Annotated in this window: 13 protein-coding genes (1 of these 13 cut by a window edge); 7 read left to right on the plus strand and 6 right to left on the minus strand. The window is 69.1% G+C overall.

Going from position 1 to position 15,844, the window contains the following annotated elements:
• Window positions 1-3: 3 nt before the first annotated feature.
• The 3 genes from F791_RS0107485 to F791_RS0107495 all read right to left on the minus strand — a co-directional run bounded on the left by F791_RS0107485 (window position 4) and on the right by F791_RS0107495 (window position 1,908).
• The gene (locus F791_RS0107485) at window positions 4-306 is read right to left on the minus strand and encodes a hypothetical protein (RefSeq protein ID WP_018862566.1); all 303 of its coding nucleotides are present in this window, start codon (window positions 304-306) and stop codon (window positions 4-6) included.
• 65 nt (window positions 307-371) lie between these two features.
• Complete coding sequence (locus F791_RS0107490; RefSeq protein WP_019592414.1) at window positions 372-1,505, minus strand: alkaline phosphatase family protein; 1,134 nt, start codon at window positions 1,503-1,505, stop codon at window positions 372-374.
• An 82-nt stretch (window positions 1,506-1,587) separates the two neighbouring features.
• Window positions 1,588-1,908: a BolA family transcriptional regulator gene (locus F791_RS0107495; protein ID WP_017925236.1), complete on the minus strand. Its 321-nt coding sequence runs from the start codon at window positions 1,906-1,908 to the stop codon at window positions 1,588-1,590.
• Window positions 1,909-2,025: 117 nt separating this feature from the next.
• On the opposite strand from F791_RS0107495, the gene F791_RS0107500 reads away from it, so the two are divergent.
• The 3 genes from F791_RS0107500 (at window position 2,026) to F791_RS0107510 (ending at window position 5,439) form a co-directional block, all read left to right on the plus strand.
• The gene (locus tag F791_RS0107500; protein WP_026333011.1) at window positions 2,026-2,694 is read left to right on the plus strand and encodes a haloacid dehalogenase type II; all 669 of its coding nucleotides are present in this window, start codon (window positions 2,026-2,028) and stop codon (window positions 2,692-2,694) included.
• 98 nt (window positions 2,695-2,792) lie between these two features.
• The gene (locus F791_RS0107505; RefSeq protein ID WP_019592416.1) at window positions 2,793-3,962 is read left to right on the plus strand and encodes a GNAT family N-acetyltransferase/peptidase C39 family protein; all 1,170 of its coding nucleotides are present in this window, start codon (window positions 2,793-2,795) and stop codon (window positions 3,960-3,962) included.
• Window positions 3,955-5,439 (plus strand): RimK family protein, encoded by a 1,485-nt coding sequence (locus F791_RS0107510; RefSeq protein WP_019592417.1) that lies wholly within the window; start codon window positions 3,955-3,957, stop codon window positions 5,437-5,439. The genes F791_RS0107505 and F791_RS0107510 overlap by 8 nt, the downstream gene beginning before the upstream one ends.
• A 186-nt stretch (window positions 5,440-5,625) precedes the next feature.
• On the opposite strand, the gene F791_RS0107515 is transcribed toward F791_RS0107510, so the two are convergent.
• Complete coding sequence (locus F791_RS0107515) at window positions 5,626-6,171, minus strand: glycine cleavage system protein R (protein WP_018138970.1); 546 nt, start codon at window positions 6,169-6,171, stop codon at window positions 5,626-5,628.
• A gap of 152 nt (window positions 6,172-6,323) precedes the next feature.
• On the opposite strand from F791_RS0107515, the gene F791_RS0107520 reads away from it, so the two are divergent.
• Window positions 6,324-8,963 carry a PEP/pyruvate-binding domain-containing protein gene (locus F791_RS0107520; RefSeq protein WP_019592418.1) on the plus strand — a complete coding sequence of 880 codons (2,640 nt, stop codon included), beginning with the start codon at window positions 6,324-6,326 and terminating at the stop codon, window positions 8,961-8,963.
• 26 nt (window positions 8,964-8,989) lie between these two features.
• Here the strand turns inward: F791_RS0107520 and F791_RS0107525 are convergent, their stop codons facing one another.
• Together F791_RS0107525 and F791_RS0107530 are read right to left on the minus strand one after the other, a co-directional pair.
• On the minus strand, window positions 8,990-9,757 hold the full coding sequence (locus tag F791_RS0107525) for an SDR family oxidoreductase (RefSeq protein WP_018993177.1): 768 nt from the start codon (window positions 9,755-9,757) through the stop codon (window positions 8,990-8,992).
• Window positions 9,750-10,571: a TatD family hydrolase gene (locus F791_RS0107530; RefSeq protein WP_018993176.1), complete on the minus strand. Its 822-nt coding sequence runs from the start codon at window positions 10,569-10,571 to the stop codon at window positions 9,750-9,752. Before F791_RS0107530 ends, F791_RS0107525 begins: the two co-directional genes overlap by 8 nt.
• 313 nt (window positions 10,572-10,884) lie before the next feature.
• On the opposite strand from F791_RS0107530, the gene pepN reads away from it, so the two are divergent.
• The 3 genes from pepN to F791_RS0107545 all read left to right on the plus strand — a co-directional run.
• Window positions 10,885-13,521, plus strand: a complete 2,637-nt coding sequence (gene pepN / locus F791_RS0107535; protein ID WP_018993175.1) for an aminopeptidase N — start codon at window positions 10,885-10,887, stop codon at window positions 13,519-13,521.
• A 234-nt stretch (window positions 13,522-13,755) separates the two neighbouring features.
• Window positions 13,756-14,196, plus strand: coding sequence for a hypothetical protein (locus F791_RS0107540; RefSeq protein ID WP_018993174.1), 441 nt, complete (start codon window positions 13,756-13,758; stop codon window positions 14,194-14,196).
• Between the two features lie 146 nt (window positions 14,197-14,342).
• On the plus strand, window positions 14,343-15,844 hold the 5' portion of the coding sequence (locus F791_RS0107545) for a TolC family protein (protein ID WP_019592420.1). Its footprint extends 202 nt past the window's final position; only the first 1,502 of its 1,704 coding nucleotides appear in the window; the start codon lies at window positions 14,343-14,345; the stop codon falls past the right edge of the window.

The following is a 15,844-nucleotide window of genomic DNA, read 5'->3' on the forward strand; positions in this document are numbered from 1 at the left end:
GGGTCAGGCGTGGCCGACGGTGGTGTCGGTGGTGGCGTGGAAGTAGTCGCTGTCGCGCGCCAGCTCGTCGATCAGCTCGTGCAGCATGGCCAGACGGCTCTCGGCGTCCGCGAACGGGGCGCAGTCCTCGCACAACGGATCGCCGCAGGGCTGGCGGCTGTACAGCCAGAAATGCACGGCACCGGCCAGCAGGCCGTCGGCGACGTCGCCGGTTTCAGCGGCCTGGCCGTCATCGGCGAGCCGGTTCGCCAGCTCGATCAGGTGCTGGGCGGCGTTGTTGTAGGTCTGGTCGGCGGTGTCGTTCATGGGATCTCGGGACAGTCTTGTTTCAGCCAGCGCCAGCCCGTTTGACCGGCACAGAACCCGGCAGTTTACCGCGTCTGGCCCATATTCCGAAGAAACAGCGGAATATGCCGCTCCTCCGGCGACAGGCCGCCGTGGGCGCCGACGAAGAACGGCCCCTCGTCGTCGGCCGGCGGGTCCACCAGGTAGGCGTCCTCCGCGGGCAGCAGCAGGTAGTCGCCGGCGCGCGCCCTCAGTTCGGGGTGCTCCCGGTCATGCCCCGGGGGCAGGCCCAGTGTGCCGCGCCCCACCCAGTCGGCGGCGGGGATGGCGGACACGTCTGCGCCGAACGCGGTGTGCAGCGCATGGCGAAACTCCGCATCCAGCCCTTCCCGCACATGGGCGATGGCGGCACGTGGCTCGCCGGTCAGGCGGTGGCGCAGGCAGGCCTGCACCGCCGGGTGCTCGCGCAGGTCCAGGCGGCGCTTCATGGTGCGCATGCCGTGGTCGGCGGTGGTCAGGAACACGCTCTCCGGGCGCTGGATCTGCGCGCAGGTCGCGGTGTAGGCCAGGTCCAGCTGCTTCAGGTGGCGCTCCACCTCCGGGCTTTCCGGGCCGTAGGCGTGGCCCAGGTGGTCGAGCTCCGACCAGTAGACGTAGGTGAAATGCGGCCCCGGCGTTGCGTTCACATGCGCGGCCACCCGCGCCGGCAGCTCGGACAGGTCCTCGAAGCCGATGAACGCGGCGGAGCCGTTCATCATGCGGTTGTACGGCGTGCCGCCGATCCAGTCCGGTCCGATCATGGTCGTGTGGCAGCCGAGCCGGTCGACCAGGCGGTCCGGCTGCACGCGGCCGGTCAATTCGCGGTAGCCGAGCGTGGCCGGGCGGTCCTCGGCGTCGCGCTCCTGGCCCATCAGTACCGTCAGCGTGCGCTCGGCGGACGGCAGGCGGGTGTGCCAGCCGAGCAGACCGTGCTGCGCGGGCGTGCGCCCGGTCAGGATGCTGGTGATCGCGGTGGCCGTGGTGCTGGGGAACACGGTCTCGAGGTCGGTTACGTAGTCCGCGCCCAGCAGCGGTGTATGGCGGCGATAGCGGGTGGCAAAGCCGTCGATCAGCCACAGCACGATGTGGCGGTCCGGCCCCAGGTGCTCGGATACGCCCGGCAGCGGCGGGTGGCTGGCCGCCGGTTTCAGGCTGGCCTCAATCTGGCCGAGCAGGTCCATCAGCCCCGGCGCTTCCAGCCGAGCGCGCAGGATGTGGTCGACGGCCGATTCGGGCGCGGGGATCTCTGTTAGCGGCAAGCGATCAGGCCTTGCCGCCGTCGCCACCCATGCAGGGCGGGGAGTCAGCGACCTTGCCGGCACGCTCGAACCACTGGTCCGGGTCCAGCGTGTGCAGCGCCAGGGCGTGGATGCCGCCGGCCAGCTCGTCGGCCAGGGCCTGATTCACCAGCCGGTGCCGCGCGATCAGCTTCTGATCACGAAAGGCCTCGGACACCACCGTCACCTTGAAGTGCGACTCCGAACCTGGCGGCACGTTGTGCATGTGACTCTCGTTCACCACCTCCAGATGCTCGGGCGCAAAGCGCTCCTCCAGCTTCCGGGTAATGGTCTCCTGCATGCTCATGGATGCTTCCTGACAATTGGACTCAACGCGTGCAGTGTTTCGCCGAGCAGCGGCGATGTCCAGAACCGCCATCCGGCGGGCGGGATGCAGCAGGGTCAACGCGAATGGGAGGGGCGTATGCGGCAGACGCTGGCGTTTGATGTTTACGGGACGCTGATCGATACCCAGGGGATTGCGGCGACGCTCGGGGGGTGGATCGGCGAGCGGGCGCCGGTGCTGGCGCGTGCCTGGCGCGAGAAGCAGCTGGAATACACCTTCCGGCGCGGGCTGATGGGGGCGTACGCGGATTTCGATATCTGCACCGAGCAGGCGTTGCGGTTCTGCTGCGAGGTGCTGGGGATCGCGCTCGGTCCGGAGCAGGAGGCGGAGTTGTTGCGGCGCTATCGACAGCTTCCGGCCTTTGCCGATGCGGGGCCGGCCCTGGACGAGCTGCGGGCGGACGGGCACCGTCTGTTCGCGTTCTCCAACGGGACGGCCGAGACGGTGAGCGGGCTGCTGCGGAACGCCGGGCTGGAGGATCGTTTCGAGGATCTCGTCAGCGTGGACGAGATCGGTTGCTTCAAGCCGGACCCGCGCGTGTACCGGCATTTCCTGCAGCGGGCCAATGTCTCACCCACGGATGCGTGGTTGATCTCGGGCAACCCCTTTGACGTGATCGGCGCGCAGGATGCGGGCATGCGCACGGTCTGGCTCGACCGGCCGCGGCAGGGCCTGTTCGACCCTTGGGGCGGGGAACCCACGGCCACCATCGGCGGCCTGGACGAACTGTCCGGGGTACTGCGTTAGCCGGGGTCTTGCCGTCGGCAAATATTCCTGCTGGAGCGGGCTATTGGCGCCCGGTGGTTGCGCTACGATGGAGATCGGGCCGCCGCCGGGAGAGGAGCGTGAGCCAGCAGGTCAAGCAACGGGTCGCGCCCGCCGCGGAATCGCCCTTGATCCGTCCGGCCACGCTGGAGGATCTGGAGGCACTGGTAGCGCTGGAAGATGCGGCGTTCGAGATCGATCGCATCTCGCGGCGGCAGTTTCGCTACCTGCTGACGCGCGGACATGCGGCGACGCTGGTGGCGGAGAGTCCCGGCGGGGAGGGCTTGCTCGGCTACGTGATGCTGCTGTTCAGCCGTGGTACCTCGCTGGCGCGGCTGTACTCGATTGCGGTCAGCGCGCGGGCGCGCGGCCAGGGGCTGGGCCGGCGCCTGGTGGAGGCGGCGGAAGACGCGGCGCGCCAGCACGGGCGGACCGATCTGCGTCTGGAGGTGCGGCGCGACAATGCGGCCAGCCTGGCCCTGTTCCGCGGGCTCGGGTATCGCGACTTCGGCACCATCGATGACTACTACGAGGACCACATGGATGCGCTGCGGCTGCAGAAGTCGCTGGCGACCGGCCCCGATCCGGCGCTGGTACGCGCCCCGTACTACGCGCAGACGCTGGAGTTCACCTGTGGCCCGGCTGCGCTGATGATGGCGATGCGCGCGGTGGACCCGGCGCTGAAGCTGGACCGGCGCCTGGAGCTGCGCCTGTGGCGCGACGCCACCACGATTTTTATGACCTCGGGCCACGGCGGCTGCGGGCCGTACGGGCTCGCGCTGGCGGCCGCCCATCGCGGGTTCGAGGTGGAACTGCTGGTGCGCGATCGCGGGGTGGCGTTCGGGGATTCCGTGCGCAGCGCGGAGAAGAAGGAGGTGATGCAGCTGGTGCAGGAGGACATGGTCGAGGAGCTGGAACAGCTCGGGGTGCCGGTGGTGCACGGCCCGGTGAACGTGTCCCAGCTGGAGGCGCGCTTTGCCGAAGGCGGGGTGCCAGTGGTTCTGATCAGCAGCGTGCGGCTGTATGCCGAGCGCTTCCCGCACTGGGTCACGGTGACCGGCTTCGACGAGCGCTTTGTCTACGTGCATGACCCGTTCGTAGACGCCGAACAGGGCGAGCGCGCGGTGGACTCGGTGAACATGCCGATCGCGCGTGCGGACTTCGAGCGCATGGCGCGCTACGGCCGCGCCGGGCTGCAGGCGGCGGTGATCGTCGGCCCGCGCTGTGTGGCGGAGGGCGCGCATGCCTGAGCACCGCATCCTGGTCGAGCGCCGGGCGGACTGGAAGCCGCACTTTCCCGACCTTCCGGTCATGGCCATCGACGACTACCTGCGCGGACCGGCCGCCGACGACCCGGCCACCCTGCGTGTGATCAACCTGTGCCGCAGCCAGCGTTACCTGTCCGCCGGCTACTACGGCTCGCTGCTGGCGGAGGCGCGCGGGCACCGGGTGATCCCCAGCGTGCGCACCCTGCAGGACCTGTCGCGGAAGTCCATCTACAGCCTGGATACCGAGGAGCTGGACGAACGCGTGGCGCGCGTTCTGGGCCGCAGCCGCCAGGGCGCGCAGCCCGAGCGCCTGGAACTGACCGTGCTGTTCGGCCAGTGCGGCGAACCGGCGCTGCAGGAGATCGCCGGCCAGCTGTTCGCCCTGTTCCCGGCGCCGATGTTCCGGGTGGAGTTCCGGCTGCAGGGGCGCTGGCAGATTCACGCCCTGCGCCCGTTCGCGCTGAACGCGCTGGAACCCGAGCAGGAGCCGGCCTTCTTCGCCGCGCTGGAGCGCTACCTCTCCAAACCCTGGCGCCGCCGCCGCGGGGCACGCAGCGCGCGCTACGAGCTGGCCATCCTGCACAACCCGGACGAGGCGATGGCCCCGTCCACGCCGGCCACGCTCAAGCGCTTCGCCCGCGCCGGGCAGGAGCAGGGGATGGATGTCGAGCTGATCCAGGCACGCGATCTGCCACGTCTGGCGGAGTTCGACGCCCTGTTTATCCGCGAGACCACGGCCATCGACCACTACACCTATCGCTTCGCGCGCAAGGCCGAGGCCGAGGGCATGGTGGTGATCGACGACGCCGACTCCATCCTGCGCTGCACCAACAAGGTCTATCTGGCCGAACGCCTTGCCGCCCATCGTGTGCCGACGCCAAAGACCGTGATCCTCAACCGCGAGACCGTCCTGCGTGCGGAGGAACAGATCGGCTATCCCGTGGTGCTCAAGATCCCGGACGGCAGCTTCTCGCGCGGGGTGTTCAAGGCGAACGACCGCGCCGAGCTGGAATCCATTGCCCGGCGCCTGCTGAAGGAGAGCGATCTGATCCTCGCCCAGGAGTTTGTCTACACCGAGTTCGACTGGCGCATTGGCGTGCTCAACCGCCAGCCGCTGTACGCCTCGCAGTACCTGATGTCGCGCAAGCACTGGCAGATCGTCAACCACGACGCCAAGGGTGGCCCGCGCGAGGGCGGCTTTCGCACGCCGGCACTGGCGGACGTTCCCGCCGCCGTGGTCAAGACGGCCGTCAAGGCCGCCAACCTGATCGGCAATGGCCTCTACGGCGTCGATCTCAAGCAGACCCCGCGCGGCGTGATGGTCATCGAGGTCAACGACAACCCCAACCTGGATGCCGGCATCGAGGACAAGGTCCTCGGCGAAACGCTCTACACCACCCTGATGCAGGACTTCGTCCGCCGCCTCGACGCCGCCCGCCGCCACCGCGCCGCGCCCTGACGTGGCGCGTTGAACGGCGTTACGCTATACGCCATTGGCGTACAGACCGGATGAAGAAGCGTCGTAGGATGTGATGAGCGAAGCGAATCGCATCGGGGGATGCACCGAGCGGGGAAGTGGTGCGTTTCGCTGCGCTCAACGGCAGCCTGTGGGTGCAGGATGTTGCCTACCCGCGTCGGGAGGTGTTCAGGCTACGGCCTCGGGCGGTTCCTGCAGCGGGTCGTGGAGTTCGAGGTCGACCATCAGCTCGTTGGCCAGGGCCTCCAGGTCATCCTGCAGTGTGTGCAGGTCCAGGTCCTCGGGAACGCCCAGGCGGGCCATCGCGCGGAACATCGGCTCGCCGGTCATCGAGCCCGGCTCGCAGGCGGTCTCCAGCGTCTCGACACTCACGCCGTGGTGCGAGAGCACGGCGGTAATGTCCTGCACGATTCCCGGTCGGTCGTGCCCGATCAGGTCCAGCACCACCGGATGCCGCGCCGCCGGCGGCAGTTCGCTGCCCCGCTGGATATGCACCTGCAGCCCGTCGCCTTCGAGCCCGCGCAGCGCGGCCTCCAGCGCGTCGGCGTTCTCGGTATCCACCTCCAGCAGTACCACCCCGGCAAACTGCCCGGCCAGATGTGCCATCCGACTCTCCAGCCAGTTGCCGCCCGCCGCACGTGCCCGGGCCGCTACCGCGCTGACCAGTCCCGGGTGGTCCGGTCCGATGAGCGTCAGAATCAAAGATGTCTTCATGGTCGATCTCCTGTTGCCGCTGGGGCAGGACAGTCCATGGTAAGCCAAGTGACGCCTGTTGGGTGTACTCGCGGTGCCGGGTGGGTGTGCCGAGCGTTGAGCACCTGCGGGGCAGGGGGTACTGTGGGGCGCCCAGACCGCACGGGCGCTTGATGGCCACCGATCGGCAACCTCAGCACGAGGCAGTCTCCACCGGGCTGGACGGCCTGGATCGGGTGCTCGACGGACTGCGGATCGGCGACAACGTGGTCTGGCGGGTCGATGACATCGCGGACTACCGCCGCTTTGTCCGGCCGTTCGTGGCCGCCGCCCGCGCCCAGGACCGTTCCATCATCTATCTGCGCTTTGGCGCGCATGCGCCGCTGGTGGAGCCGGGCCCGGGCATCGAGGTGGTCGCCATCGACGCGTTACGCGGCTTCGAGCCGTTTACCCGCCACGTGTTCCGCCTGATCACCGAGCATGGTCGCGGCGCCTTTTATCTGTGCGACTGCCTCTCCGACCTGCTGGAGGCCTGGGCCACCGACCACATGGTGGGCAACTTCTTCCGCGCCATCTGCCCCTATCTGTACGAGATGGATACGGTGGCCTGGTTCGCGCTGCATCCGCACAGCCATTCGCACACCACGCTGTCGCGCATCCGCGAGACCACGCAGGTGCTGATCGACGTGCGCCGCGCCGGCGAGGCGGTGCATGTGCAGCCGGTGAAGGTGTGGCAGCGCAGCTCGCCGACGATGTTCCTGCCGCACCGTCAGCACGGTACGCAGTTCGTGCCGGTGGTGGACAGCAGCGAGGCCACGCGGCTGCAGGCGTTGCTGGAGGAGCAGCGCCCCGGGCAGCCGCACGGCCGGCAGCTACTGGACTACTGGGACCGCCTGTTCCTCGCCGCCTCCGATGCGCTGGCGGAGGGGACGCCGGCGGCCGACCGTGCCCGGGTGCAGGACGAGATCCTGCGGGTGCTGATCGGCCGCGACGAGCGCATGCTGGAACTGGCGCGGCGCCACCTCGGGCTGGAGGAGCTGCTGGCGATCCGCGAACGCATGGTCGGTAGCGGCTACATCGGTGGCAAGGCCGTGGGCATGCTGCTGGCGCGGCGCATCCTGCTCGCGCAGGACCCGCAGCGCTGGCGGCGCTCACTGGAGCCGCACGATTCGCACTTCGTCGGTGCCGACGTGTACTACGCCTACCTGGTGCACAACGGCTGGTGGCCGCGGCTGATGCGCCAGCGCACCACCGAAGGCTATTTCGACGAGGCTTGTAGCCTGCGCCGCGACATGCTGCACGGCGAGATCCCGCCGGAGGTGCGCCGCGAATTGGAGCGGGTGCTCGACCACTACGGGCAGTACCCGATCCTGGTGCGTTCCAGCAGCCTCCTGGAAGACGGCTTCGGCAACGCCTTTGCCGGCAAGTACGAGAGCGTGTTCTGCGTAAACCAGGGCAGTCCCGGCGAGCGTCTGGCGCAGCTGGAGGACGCCATCCGCCGGGTCTATGCCTCGACCATGAGCGACGACGCGTTGAGCTACCGCCAGCAGCGTGGCCTGATGGATCAGGAAGAACCCATGGCGCTGCTGCTGCAGCGGGTCAACGGCCGCTACCACGGGCACTACTACCTTCCGGACGCCGCCGGGGTCGGGGTCTCGTGGAACACCTTCGTCTGGGACGGCGCGCTGGATCCGTCCGCCGGGATGCTGCGCCTGGTGCTGGGTCTGGGCACCCGCGCGGTGGACCGGGTCGCGCGCGACCATGCCTGCGTGGTGGCACTGGACCAGCCCGAACGGCGGCCGTTTCGCAGCCCGGAGGAGGCGTACCGCTATTCGCAGCACGCCGCCGACGTCCTCGACATCCAGGCCAACCGCGAGGCCGTCGTCCCCATCCAGGAACTGGCCGAGGCCGCGCCGGACCTGCCCCTGAACCTGCTCGGCGAGGTCGACCGTGAGGCCCGCCGCCGCGCCCGCGAACAGGGGCGCGAGGAGCGCTTGTGGCGGGTGACCTTCACCCCGCTGCTGCAGCGCACCGGCTTCGCCCCGCTGATGCGCGACCTGCTCAAGACCCTGGAGGCCGCCTACGCCCACCCGGTGGACGTCGAGTTCACTGTGCACCTCGACGCCGAAGGCAACGCCGGCGTGAACCTGGTGCAGTGCCGGCCGCTCGCCACCCTGGGCAGCGACCGGCCGGTGGAACTGCCCGGGAAGGTCGACCCGCAGCGGCTGCTGTTCGCCAGCCAGGGCCGCTTTATGGGCGGCAATCTGGACCTTGCCATCGACCGCGTCATCCGCGTGGACGGCGCACGCTACGCCGAGCTGCCCCGCCCGCAGAAATACGCCGTCGCCCGCCTGGTGGGCGCCCTCAACCACCAGTATGCCACCCCTGGTGACTGCACCACGCTCCTGATCGGCCCCGGCCGCTGGGGCACCAGCACCCCCGAACTGGGCGTGCCCGTGCGCTTCGCCGATATTGACCGCGTGCGCATACTGGTGGAGGTGGCCGACCCCGATGCCGGCATCGTCCCCGACCTCTCGTTCGGCAGCCACTTCTTCCAGGACCTGGTGGAGGCGCGGATCGCCTACGCTGCGCTGTTCCCCGCCGAGGCGGACTGCGAGTACCACCCCGCCTGGCTCGACCGGCACCCCGCGCACACGCCCGAGGTCGACATCGGGGACCCTGTGGACCCCGCGGTACTCGCAACCGTGCAGGTCCATGACACCCGCGACGCCGCCCTGCGGGTGGTCGCCGACGTGGTGCAGCAGCGCCTCGTCTGCTTCCGGGCCGGCTCGACTTTGACGGGTACGGGGTGACGGATCTGTTCCGTCGCCGGAACGAGTCAGTCGGCGTAGATCATGCGGCGGGTCATGCCGCCGTCGGCGGTCCAGATCTGGCCGGTGACGAAGCCGGCGTCGGGGCCGAGCAGAAAGGCGGTGAGGGCGGCGATGTCGCCGGGCTGGCCGACGCGCCCGGCCGGATGCTGGGTGTGGTCCTGTGCGGACAGCGGCTCGGCCTGTTGCTGCTCGGGACTGCGGGTGTCGATCCAGCCGGGGCGGATGGCGTTGACGCGGACCCCCGGGCCGGCGCTGATCGCCAGGGCGTGGGTGAAGGCGTCCAGTCCGCCCTTGCTCGCGGCGTAGGCCTCGGTGTCCGGTTCTGACTGCAGGGCGCGGGTGGAGCTGATGTTGACGATGGCGCCCCGGCGGCGGTGCAGCAGCGGCAGAGCATGCTTGGCGAGCAGGAAGGCGCCGGTGAGGTTGGTGTCCAGCCAGCGCTTCCAGTCGGCGAGTTCCAGCTCTTCCAGTGGTCCGGAGTGCGGGTCGCTGATGCCGGCGTTGTTCACCAGGGCATCCAGGCCGCCGTGCCATTCTTCCGTGCGTCGCACTGCCTCGCGGACCTGTTCCTCGTCGCGGACATCCAGCGTGATGGCCCGGGCGGTGGGGCCCAGCCGCGTGGCGGCCCGTTCGCATTCGGGGCCGTCGATATCGGCCAGCACGACCTGCCAGCCATCCCGCACCAGGCGCTTGGTAATGCCGAGGCCGATCCCGAGCGCCGCGCCGGTGACCAGCGCGACGCGTTGCGACCCGCTGTCCGGGGGTTCAGGCACCGGCGGTTTCGGGCAGGTTGTAGAAGGCGGTGGCGGTGGCGGTCGTGTGGGCGGCGAGGTCTTCCGGGGTCTCGTCGCGCAGGTGGGCCACGTATTCGCCGATGTGGGGGAGGAAGGCGGGTTCGTTGCGCCGGCCGTTGCCGATCTTCTTGCCGCTGCCCTTCGGCAGGGTGCGTGGCAGGAGGTAGGGCGCGTCGGTCTCGATCATCAGGCGGCCGCGCGGGATGCGCGGCACCAGCGGGTGCAGGTGGGTGCCGCGGCGTTCGTCGCAGACCCAGCCGGTGATGCCGATGTGGCAGTCGAGGTCGAGGTATTCCGCCAGGGCATCGGCCTCGCCGGTAAAGCAGTGCACCACAGCGGCCGGCAGCTTGTCGCGCCAGCGCCGCAGGATCTGGGCGAAGTCGTGGTGGGCGTCGCGCTCGTGCAGGAATACCGGCAGGCCGAGGTCGGCGGCCAGCTCCAGCTGGGCCTCGAAGGCGATGCGCTGCTGCGGGCGCGGCGAGTGGTCGCGGTTGTAGTCCAGCCCCATCTCGCCCATGGCGACGACGTTGGCGTCCGCGCGTGCGAGGTCACTGAACCGCGCGGCGATCGCGTCGGTCCACTGCTTTGCCAGGTGCGGATGCACGCCCAGCGTGGCGCGGCAGCAGTCCGGGTACTGGTCGGCGATCTCCAGGCATTTCTCGCTCTGGTGGGCGTCGGCGCCGGTGATCAGCATCCAGGACACGCCGGCCTCTCGGGCGCGTTCGAGGACCTCGTCGCGTTCCTTGTTGAAGGATTCGTGGGTGAGGTTGAAGCAGATATCGATCCATTCCATGCGCGGTATGCTAACGGATTGTTGTTGTGGTGCCAGTTTCCGGCGCTGGTCGGGGTACAAGTCGGGGTTCGGTCGAGAGATTGCCGCGTCGCCTTCGGCTCCTCGCAATGACGGGAAGAGACGGTGTCATCGCGAGGAGCGCAGCGACGTGGCGATCTCTGTGAGGAACCCCGGTGGTTGGGCCGAGAAACGTGGGGGGTGATGGATGGAGGTTGCCGCGGCGCCTCGCAATGACGTTGCCTTTGTCGGGGTTTAGCGTTCGTGCTTGCCGGGCGTGATACGTGTGGAAAGCGATTGATGACTGGAGTTTGGAATGCGTGATGCGAGTCCCCAGGCGGTTTATCTGAGCGATTACCAGCCGCCGGCGTTTGTGGTGGAGAGCCTGGAGCTGGACTTCGACCTGGCGGCGGCGACCACCGAGGTGACCACGCGCATGGCGGTGCGGCGCAACCCGCAGGCGGTGGAGCCGAACGGGGCGCTGCGGCTCTACGGCGATGGCGTCGAGCTGGTGTCACTGACCGTGGATGGCGCGGAGCCGGGCGAGGGCCTGCTCGAGCACGATGCCGAGGGCCTGCTGCTGCACGGCCTGCCGGAGCGTGCGCGGCTGGAGATCGTCAGCCGCTGTCACCCGGAGCAGAACACCGCGCTGGAAGGCCTGTACGCCTCCAGCGGCATGCTGTGCACGCAGTGCGAGCCGGAGGGCTTTCGCCGCATCACCTTCTTCCCCGACCGCCCGGATGTGCTGACCACCTACCGCGTGCGCCTGGAGGCGGACCGGGCGCAGTACCCGGTGCTGCTGGCCAACGGCAACCGCGTGGAGGCCGGCGAGCTGGACGGCGGGCGCCACTACGCGGTGTGGGAGGATCCGTTCCCCAAGCCGTCGTACCTGTTCGCACTGGTCGCCGGGGATCTGGCCTGCCAGCGCGACACCTTCACCACCATGTCCGGGCGCGAGGTGGCGCTGGAGCTTTATGTGGAGGAGCACAACGCCGATCGCTGCGATCACGCGCTGGCCTCGCTGAAGCGGGCGATGCGCTATGACGAGGAGGCCTTCGGCCGCGAATACGATCTGGACGTGTACATGATCGTCGCGGTGGACGACTTCAACATGGGGGCGATGGAGAACAAGGGGCTGAACCTGTTCAACGCCAAGTACGTGCTCGCCAGCCCCGACACCGCCACCGACAGCGACTTTGTCGCCATCGAGTCGGTGATCGCCCACGAGTACTTCCACAACTGGTCCGGTAACCGCGTGACCTGCCGCGACTGGTTCCAGCTGTCGCTGAAGGAGGGGCTCACGGTCTTCCGCGACCAGGAGTTCACCACCGACTGCACCCTGTTCGGGGTCAAGCGCATCGACGATGTCTCGCTGCTGCGCGCCCATCAGTTCCCCGAGGACGCCGGGCCGCTGGCGCACCCCGTGCGCCCGGACCACTACGCCGAGATCAACAACTTCTACACCCTGACGGTGTACGAGAAGGGCGCGGAGCTGATCCGCATGCTGCGTACCCTGATCGGGCGCGAGACCTTCCGCCGGGGGCTGGATCTCTACTTCCAGCGCTTCGACGGCCAGGCAGTGACGACAGACAACTTTGTCGCGGTGATGGCCGAGGCCAGCGGGCGCGATCTCTCCCGCTTCAAGCGCTGGTACACCCAGGCCGGCACGCCGCACGTGACCGCAAGCACCGCGTTCGACGGCCCCGGCGGACCGGCCCGTATCACACTCGCGCAGGAGACCCCGCCGACCCCGGGGCAGGCGCACAAGGAGCCGGTGGTGATCCCGGTGCGCATGGCCTTTCTCGATGCCGACGGCCAGCGCATCCGCGCGCGCCGGGAAGGCGACGAGGCCGAGCGCGACGAATGGGTGCTCGAGCTGGATGCCGCCGAGCACACCTTCTGCTTCGAGAATCTGTCCGCCGAGCCGGGCGCGATCTCCTGGCTGCGCGGCTTCTCCGCCCCGGTGATCCTGAACGCCAACCAGGGCGTGGACGAACTGGCCCACCTGCTGGCGCACGACGATGACGCCTTCTCCCGCTGGGAGGCCGCGCAGACCCTGTTCCGCCGCGCGATCCGCACGCGCATCCAGCACGACGCCGCCGACTCCGCGCTGGAGGCCGCCACCGAGCACGCCCTGCATGCCCTGATCGAGGACCCGGCGATCGAGCCGGTGCTGCTGGCGACTATCCTGCAACTGCCGCCCACGCGCGAGTTGGCCGAGTTGTTCGAGCGCGTCGATCCGGTGCGCCTGCGCATGGAGCGCGACGACCTGGAGAAGCGCCTTTACGCCCCGCTGGCCGGCGCGATGCAGCAGATCCAGCCGAAGCTGGATGCCGTGGACAACGGCGCCTTCACCGCCGAGGCGATGGGCCGGCGCCAGTTGCGCAACCGCCTGCTGGCGCTGCGTGTGGCCGCCGGCGACCAGGCCGCGGTGCCGGAGGCCCTGGCGCAGTACCAGAAGGCGCGCAGCATGACCATGCGCATGGGTGCGCTGAATGCGGTGAACGAGCTGGATCACGAGGCACGCGAGGTGCTGCTGACGGACTTCGAGCAGCGCTACCGCGACGATCCGCTGGTGCTGGACAAGTACTTCGGCCTGCAGGCCGGCAGCCAGGTCCCCGGCGGCTTCGAGCGCCTGGAGGCGCTGCTGGGGCACCCCGGGTTCCGCTGGACCAACCCGAACCGGGTGCGTGCGGTGCTGGGGCCGTTCATGGCGCGCAACGAACGCCATTTCCACCAGGAAGATGGCGCGGGCTACCGCCGCATGGGCGCCTTCATCGAGAAGCTGGATCCGATGAACCCGCAGACCGCCGCGCGCCTGGCCCAGCCGCTGACGCGCTGGCAGAAGGTGGACAGCGTTCGCGGCGAGCAGATGCGTGCGGAACTCGAGCGCCTCGCCGCACTCGAATTGTCGCGCGACCTGCGCGACGTGATCGAGCGCGCGCTGGCGTAGGAGGCCAGCCCTCTGGCCGATGGGGCGACGGGAATGTGTGTGGGAGCGGGCTTGCCCGCGAAGCCCCTGCCAAAGCCGGATGCGGGCAGGGGCATTCGCGTGCAGGCACGCTCCCACAGGGGTGCGCTGATGTGTGCGGGCTGTGGTAGCGTATCGGCGGGTTATCGGGGTGATGCCCCTTGAGGTGAGGGTTTGGCCGAAGTGAAACGGGTCTTCCATCGACTGCTGTGCTGGATGCTGGTGCTGGCGATTGCCGGCCTGCCGGCACTTGCGGCCGTCGCGAGCGAGGGAGGCAGTCACGCCGGGCATGCGATGCACGGGGCCCAGTCGCAGGGCGACAAGGCGGCGGATCACGCGGACCATGATCATTCGCATGATCACGCGCACGGCGACCACCATGATCACCATGCGCAGGACGATCACGCCGATACTCGGCATGGCGGCGACCACGCCCATGAAGCATCCGATTCCTCTGACGCCAGCGGGGTGATCCAGCACGCGGATTGCGTGGACGCGGCCTGCCTGGCGAGTTGCTCGGCCTGCAGCCACTGCCAGGGCATGCCGTCCATCACCGGTATGCATCTGCTGACCCCGGTCACGCAGGCCATGAGCCTGTATTCCTTCCAGAGCGGTCCGCCTGCGGCCGCGTTATACCGACCCCCCATCCTCTCCTGATCTGACTGTACCGGCCCGAGCGCCGGGGCTGTCCGTATATCCGGGTTCCACTCGGCACTGGCGGACGGCAAGGCCGTGTCGCGCGTTCGCGCGGGATGCGGAGTCGAAGTCCGATCAAGGAGATTTTCACGATGCGAGCAACCCGATTGCTGCTCCCCGTCGTTTCGGTGCTGTTCCTCGCCGGTTGCGCGGTCACCGCGCCCGAGCTGGACCGCTCCGAGCTGGCGGAGGACATCTCGGTGCAGGGGATCGACCTGCCCGAGTCGGAGATGCCCCGCCCCTCCGGCGAGCTGACGCTCGAGGAGGCCATTCATCAGGCCCTGTGGCGCAACCCGCGCATGCAGCAGGCCTACGCCAAGCTGGATCTGACGGCCGCCGACGTGGTCGAGGCCGCCCAGTTTTCCAATCCCACCCTGTCGCTGTCGGTGATGCGCCCCGAGGGCGGTGGCGGCAACGAGACGGGGGTTGGCCTGGCCTGGGGTATTTCCGGCCTGCTGATGCGCAGTGCCCGTCAGGACATTGCCGAATCCCACTGGGAGTCCACCCGTCTGCAGCTGGCCGAAGGCATGGTGGCCCTGGCCTCGGACACCGAGCGTGCCTGGTATGACGCGGTGGCCGCGCGCCAGCGGGCTCAGGTACAGGCGCTGGAGACCCGTGCCGCGGATCTCGGCTCGCTGCTGGGCGAGCGCTTCTATGACGCCGGCAATATCCCCGACCTGAAGCGGGCACAGCTGCGCATCCGTGCGGCCGAGGCCCGGCTGAAGCTCGAGGATGCGCGGCAGCGCGAGCGCGAGACCCGTCTGCGCCTGGCCCACCTGATGGGGCTGCCCGGCCAGGTGGATGGCTGGGAGGTGCCCGGCAAGCTGCCACTGCCGCTGGCCGGTGTGGAGGATCGCGATGCCCTGGTCGAGCAGGCGCTGGAGCAGCGTCTGGACCTGCGGGCCCTGGACCATGCCCTGGAGGGGCTCACCGAGGGGGTGGCCCTGGTGCGGCGCTATCGCTGGCTGGGTGACATCGAGCCCGGTATCGAGTTCGAGCGCGAGACGGACGGCACCCGCCTGTGGGGCGGTGGCATCTCCTTCACCCTGCCGATCTTCAACCAGAACCAGGCCGGCATCGCCCGGGCCGAGGCGCGGTTGGAGGACGGCGAGGCCCGGAAGGCCAAACTGGAGCAGGCGGTGACCGCCGACGTCCACCAGCACTTCGTGCGGCTGGCTCATAACCGGGACAAGTTCAGCACCAAGCGCTACGAACTGCTCCCGGCCCGCGAGATCGAGCTGGAGCGTATGCAGGAACGGGTGAACTTCATGTTCGACGATGTGTTCGACCTGCTGGTGACCAAGCAGGAAGAGCTGGCCGACTGGCAGCGGGCCGTGGCCGCGCTGGGTGACTACTGGCGGGCCCGGGTGGATCTGGCCTTTACGGTGGCCGGCGAGCTGCCGGGCGGGGCGCCGGGTGACGAGGGCTATCTCGAAACCGACGCGCTCGAGCATGACCCGTCCGAGATGGATCACGGCCATCATGACCACGGTGACCACGGTGACCACGGTGACCACGGTGACCACGGTGACCACGGTGACCACGGGGATCACGGGGATCACGGGGATCACGGGGATCACGGGGATCACGGGGATCACGGGGATCACGG

Source organism: Thioalkalivibrio sp. ALRh (assembly GCF_000381425.1).
Classification (GTDB): Bacteria; Pseudomonadota; Gammaproteobacteria; order Ectothiorhodospirales; family Ectothiorhodospiraceae; genus Thioalkalivibrio.

What these genes read in the sequence shown, in the direction of transcription:
- F791_RS0107485 (WP_018862566.1), bottom strand. Translation starts at nt 306, where the DNA reads ATGAACGACACCGCCGACCAGACCTACAACAACGCCGCCCAGCACCTG.
- F791_RS0107490 (WP_019592414.1), bottom strand. Translation starts at nt 1,505, where the DNA reads ATGGACCTGCTCGGCCAGATTGAGGCCAGCCTGAAACCGGCGGCCAGC.
- F791_RS0107495 (WP_017925236.1), bottom strand. Translation starts at nt 1,908, where the DNA reads ATGAGCATGCAGGAGACCATTACCCGGAAGCTGGAGGAGCGCTTTGCG.
- F791_RS0107500 (WP_026333011.1), top strand. Translation starts at nt 2,026, where the DNA reads ATGCGGCAGACGCTGGCGTTTGATGTTTACGGGACGCTGATCGATACC.
- F791_RS0107510 (WP_019592417.1), top strand. Translation starts at nt 3,955, where the DNA reads ATGCCTGAGCACCGCATCCTGGTCGAGCGCCGGGCGGACTGGAAGCCG.
- F791_RS0107515 (WP_018138970.1), bottom strand. Translation starts at nt 6,171, where the DNA reads ATGAAGACATCTTTGATTCTGACGCTCATCGGACCGGACCACCCGGGA.
- F791_RS0107520 (WP_019592418.1), top strand. Translation starts at nt 6,324, where the DNA reads ATGGCCACCGATCGGCAACCTCAGCACGAGGCAGTCTCCACCGGGCTG.
- F791_RS0107530 (WP_018993176.1), bottom strand. Translation starts at nt 10,571, where the DNA reads ATGGAATGGATCGATATCTGCTTCAACCTCACCCACGAATCCTTCAAC.
- pepN (WP_018993175.1), top strand. Translation starts at nt 10,885, where the DNA reads ATGCGTGATGCGAGTCCCCAGGCGGTTTATCTGAGCGATTACCAGCCG.
- F791_RS0107540 (WP_018993174.1), top strand. Translation starts at nt 13,756, where the DNA reads ATGCTGGTGCTGGCGATTGCCGGCCTGCCGGCACTTGCGGCCGTCGCG.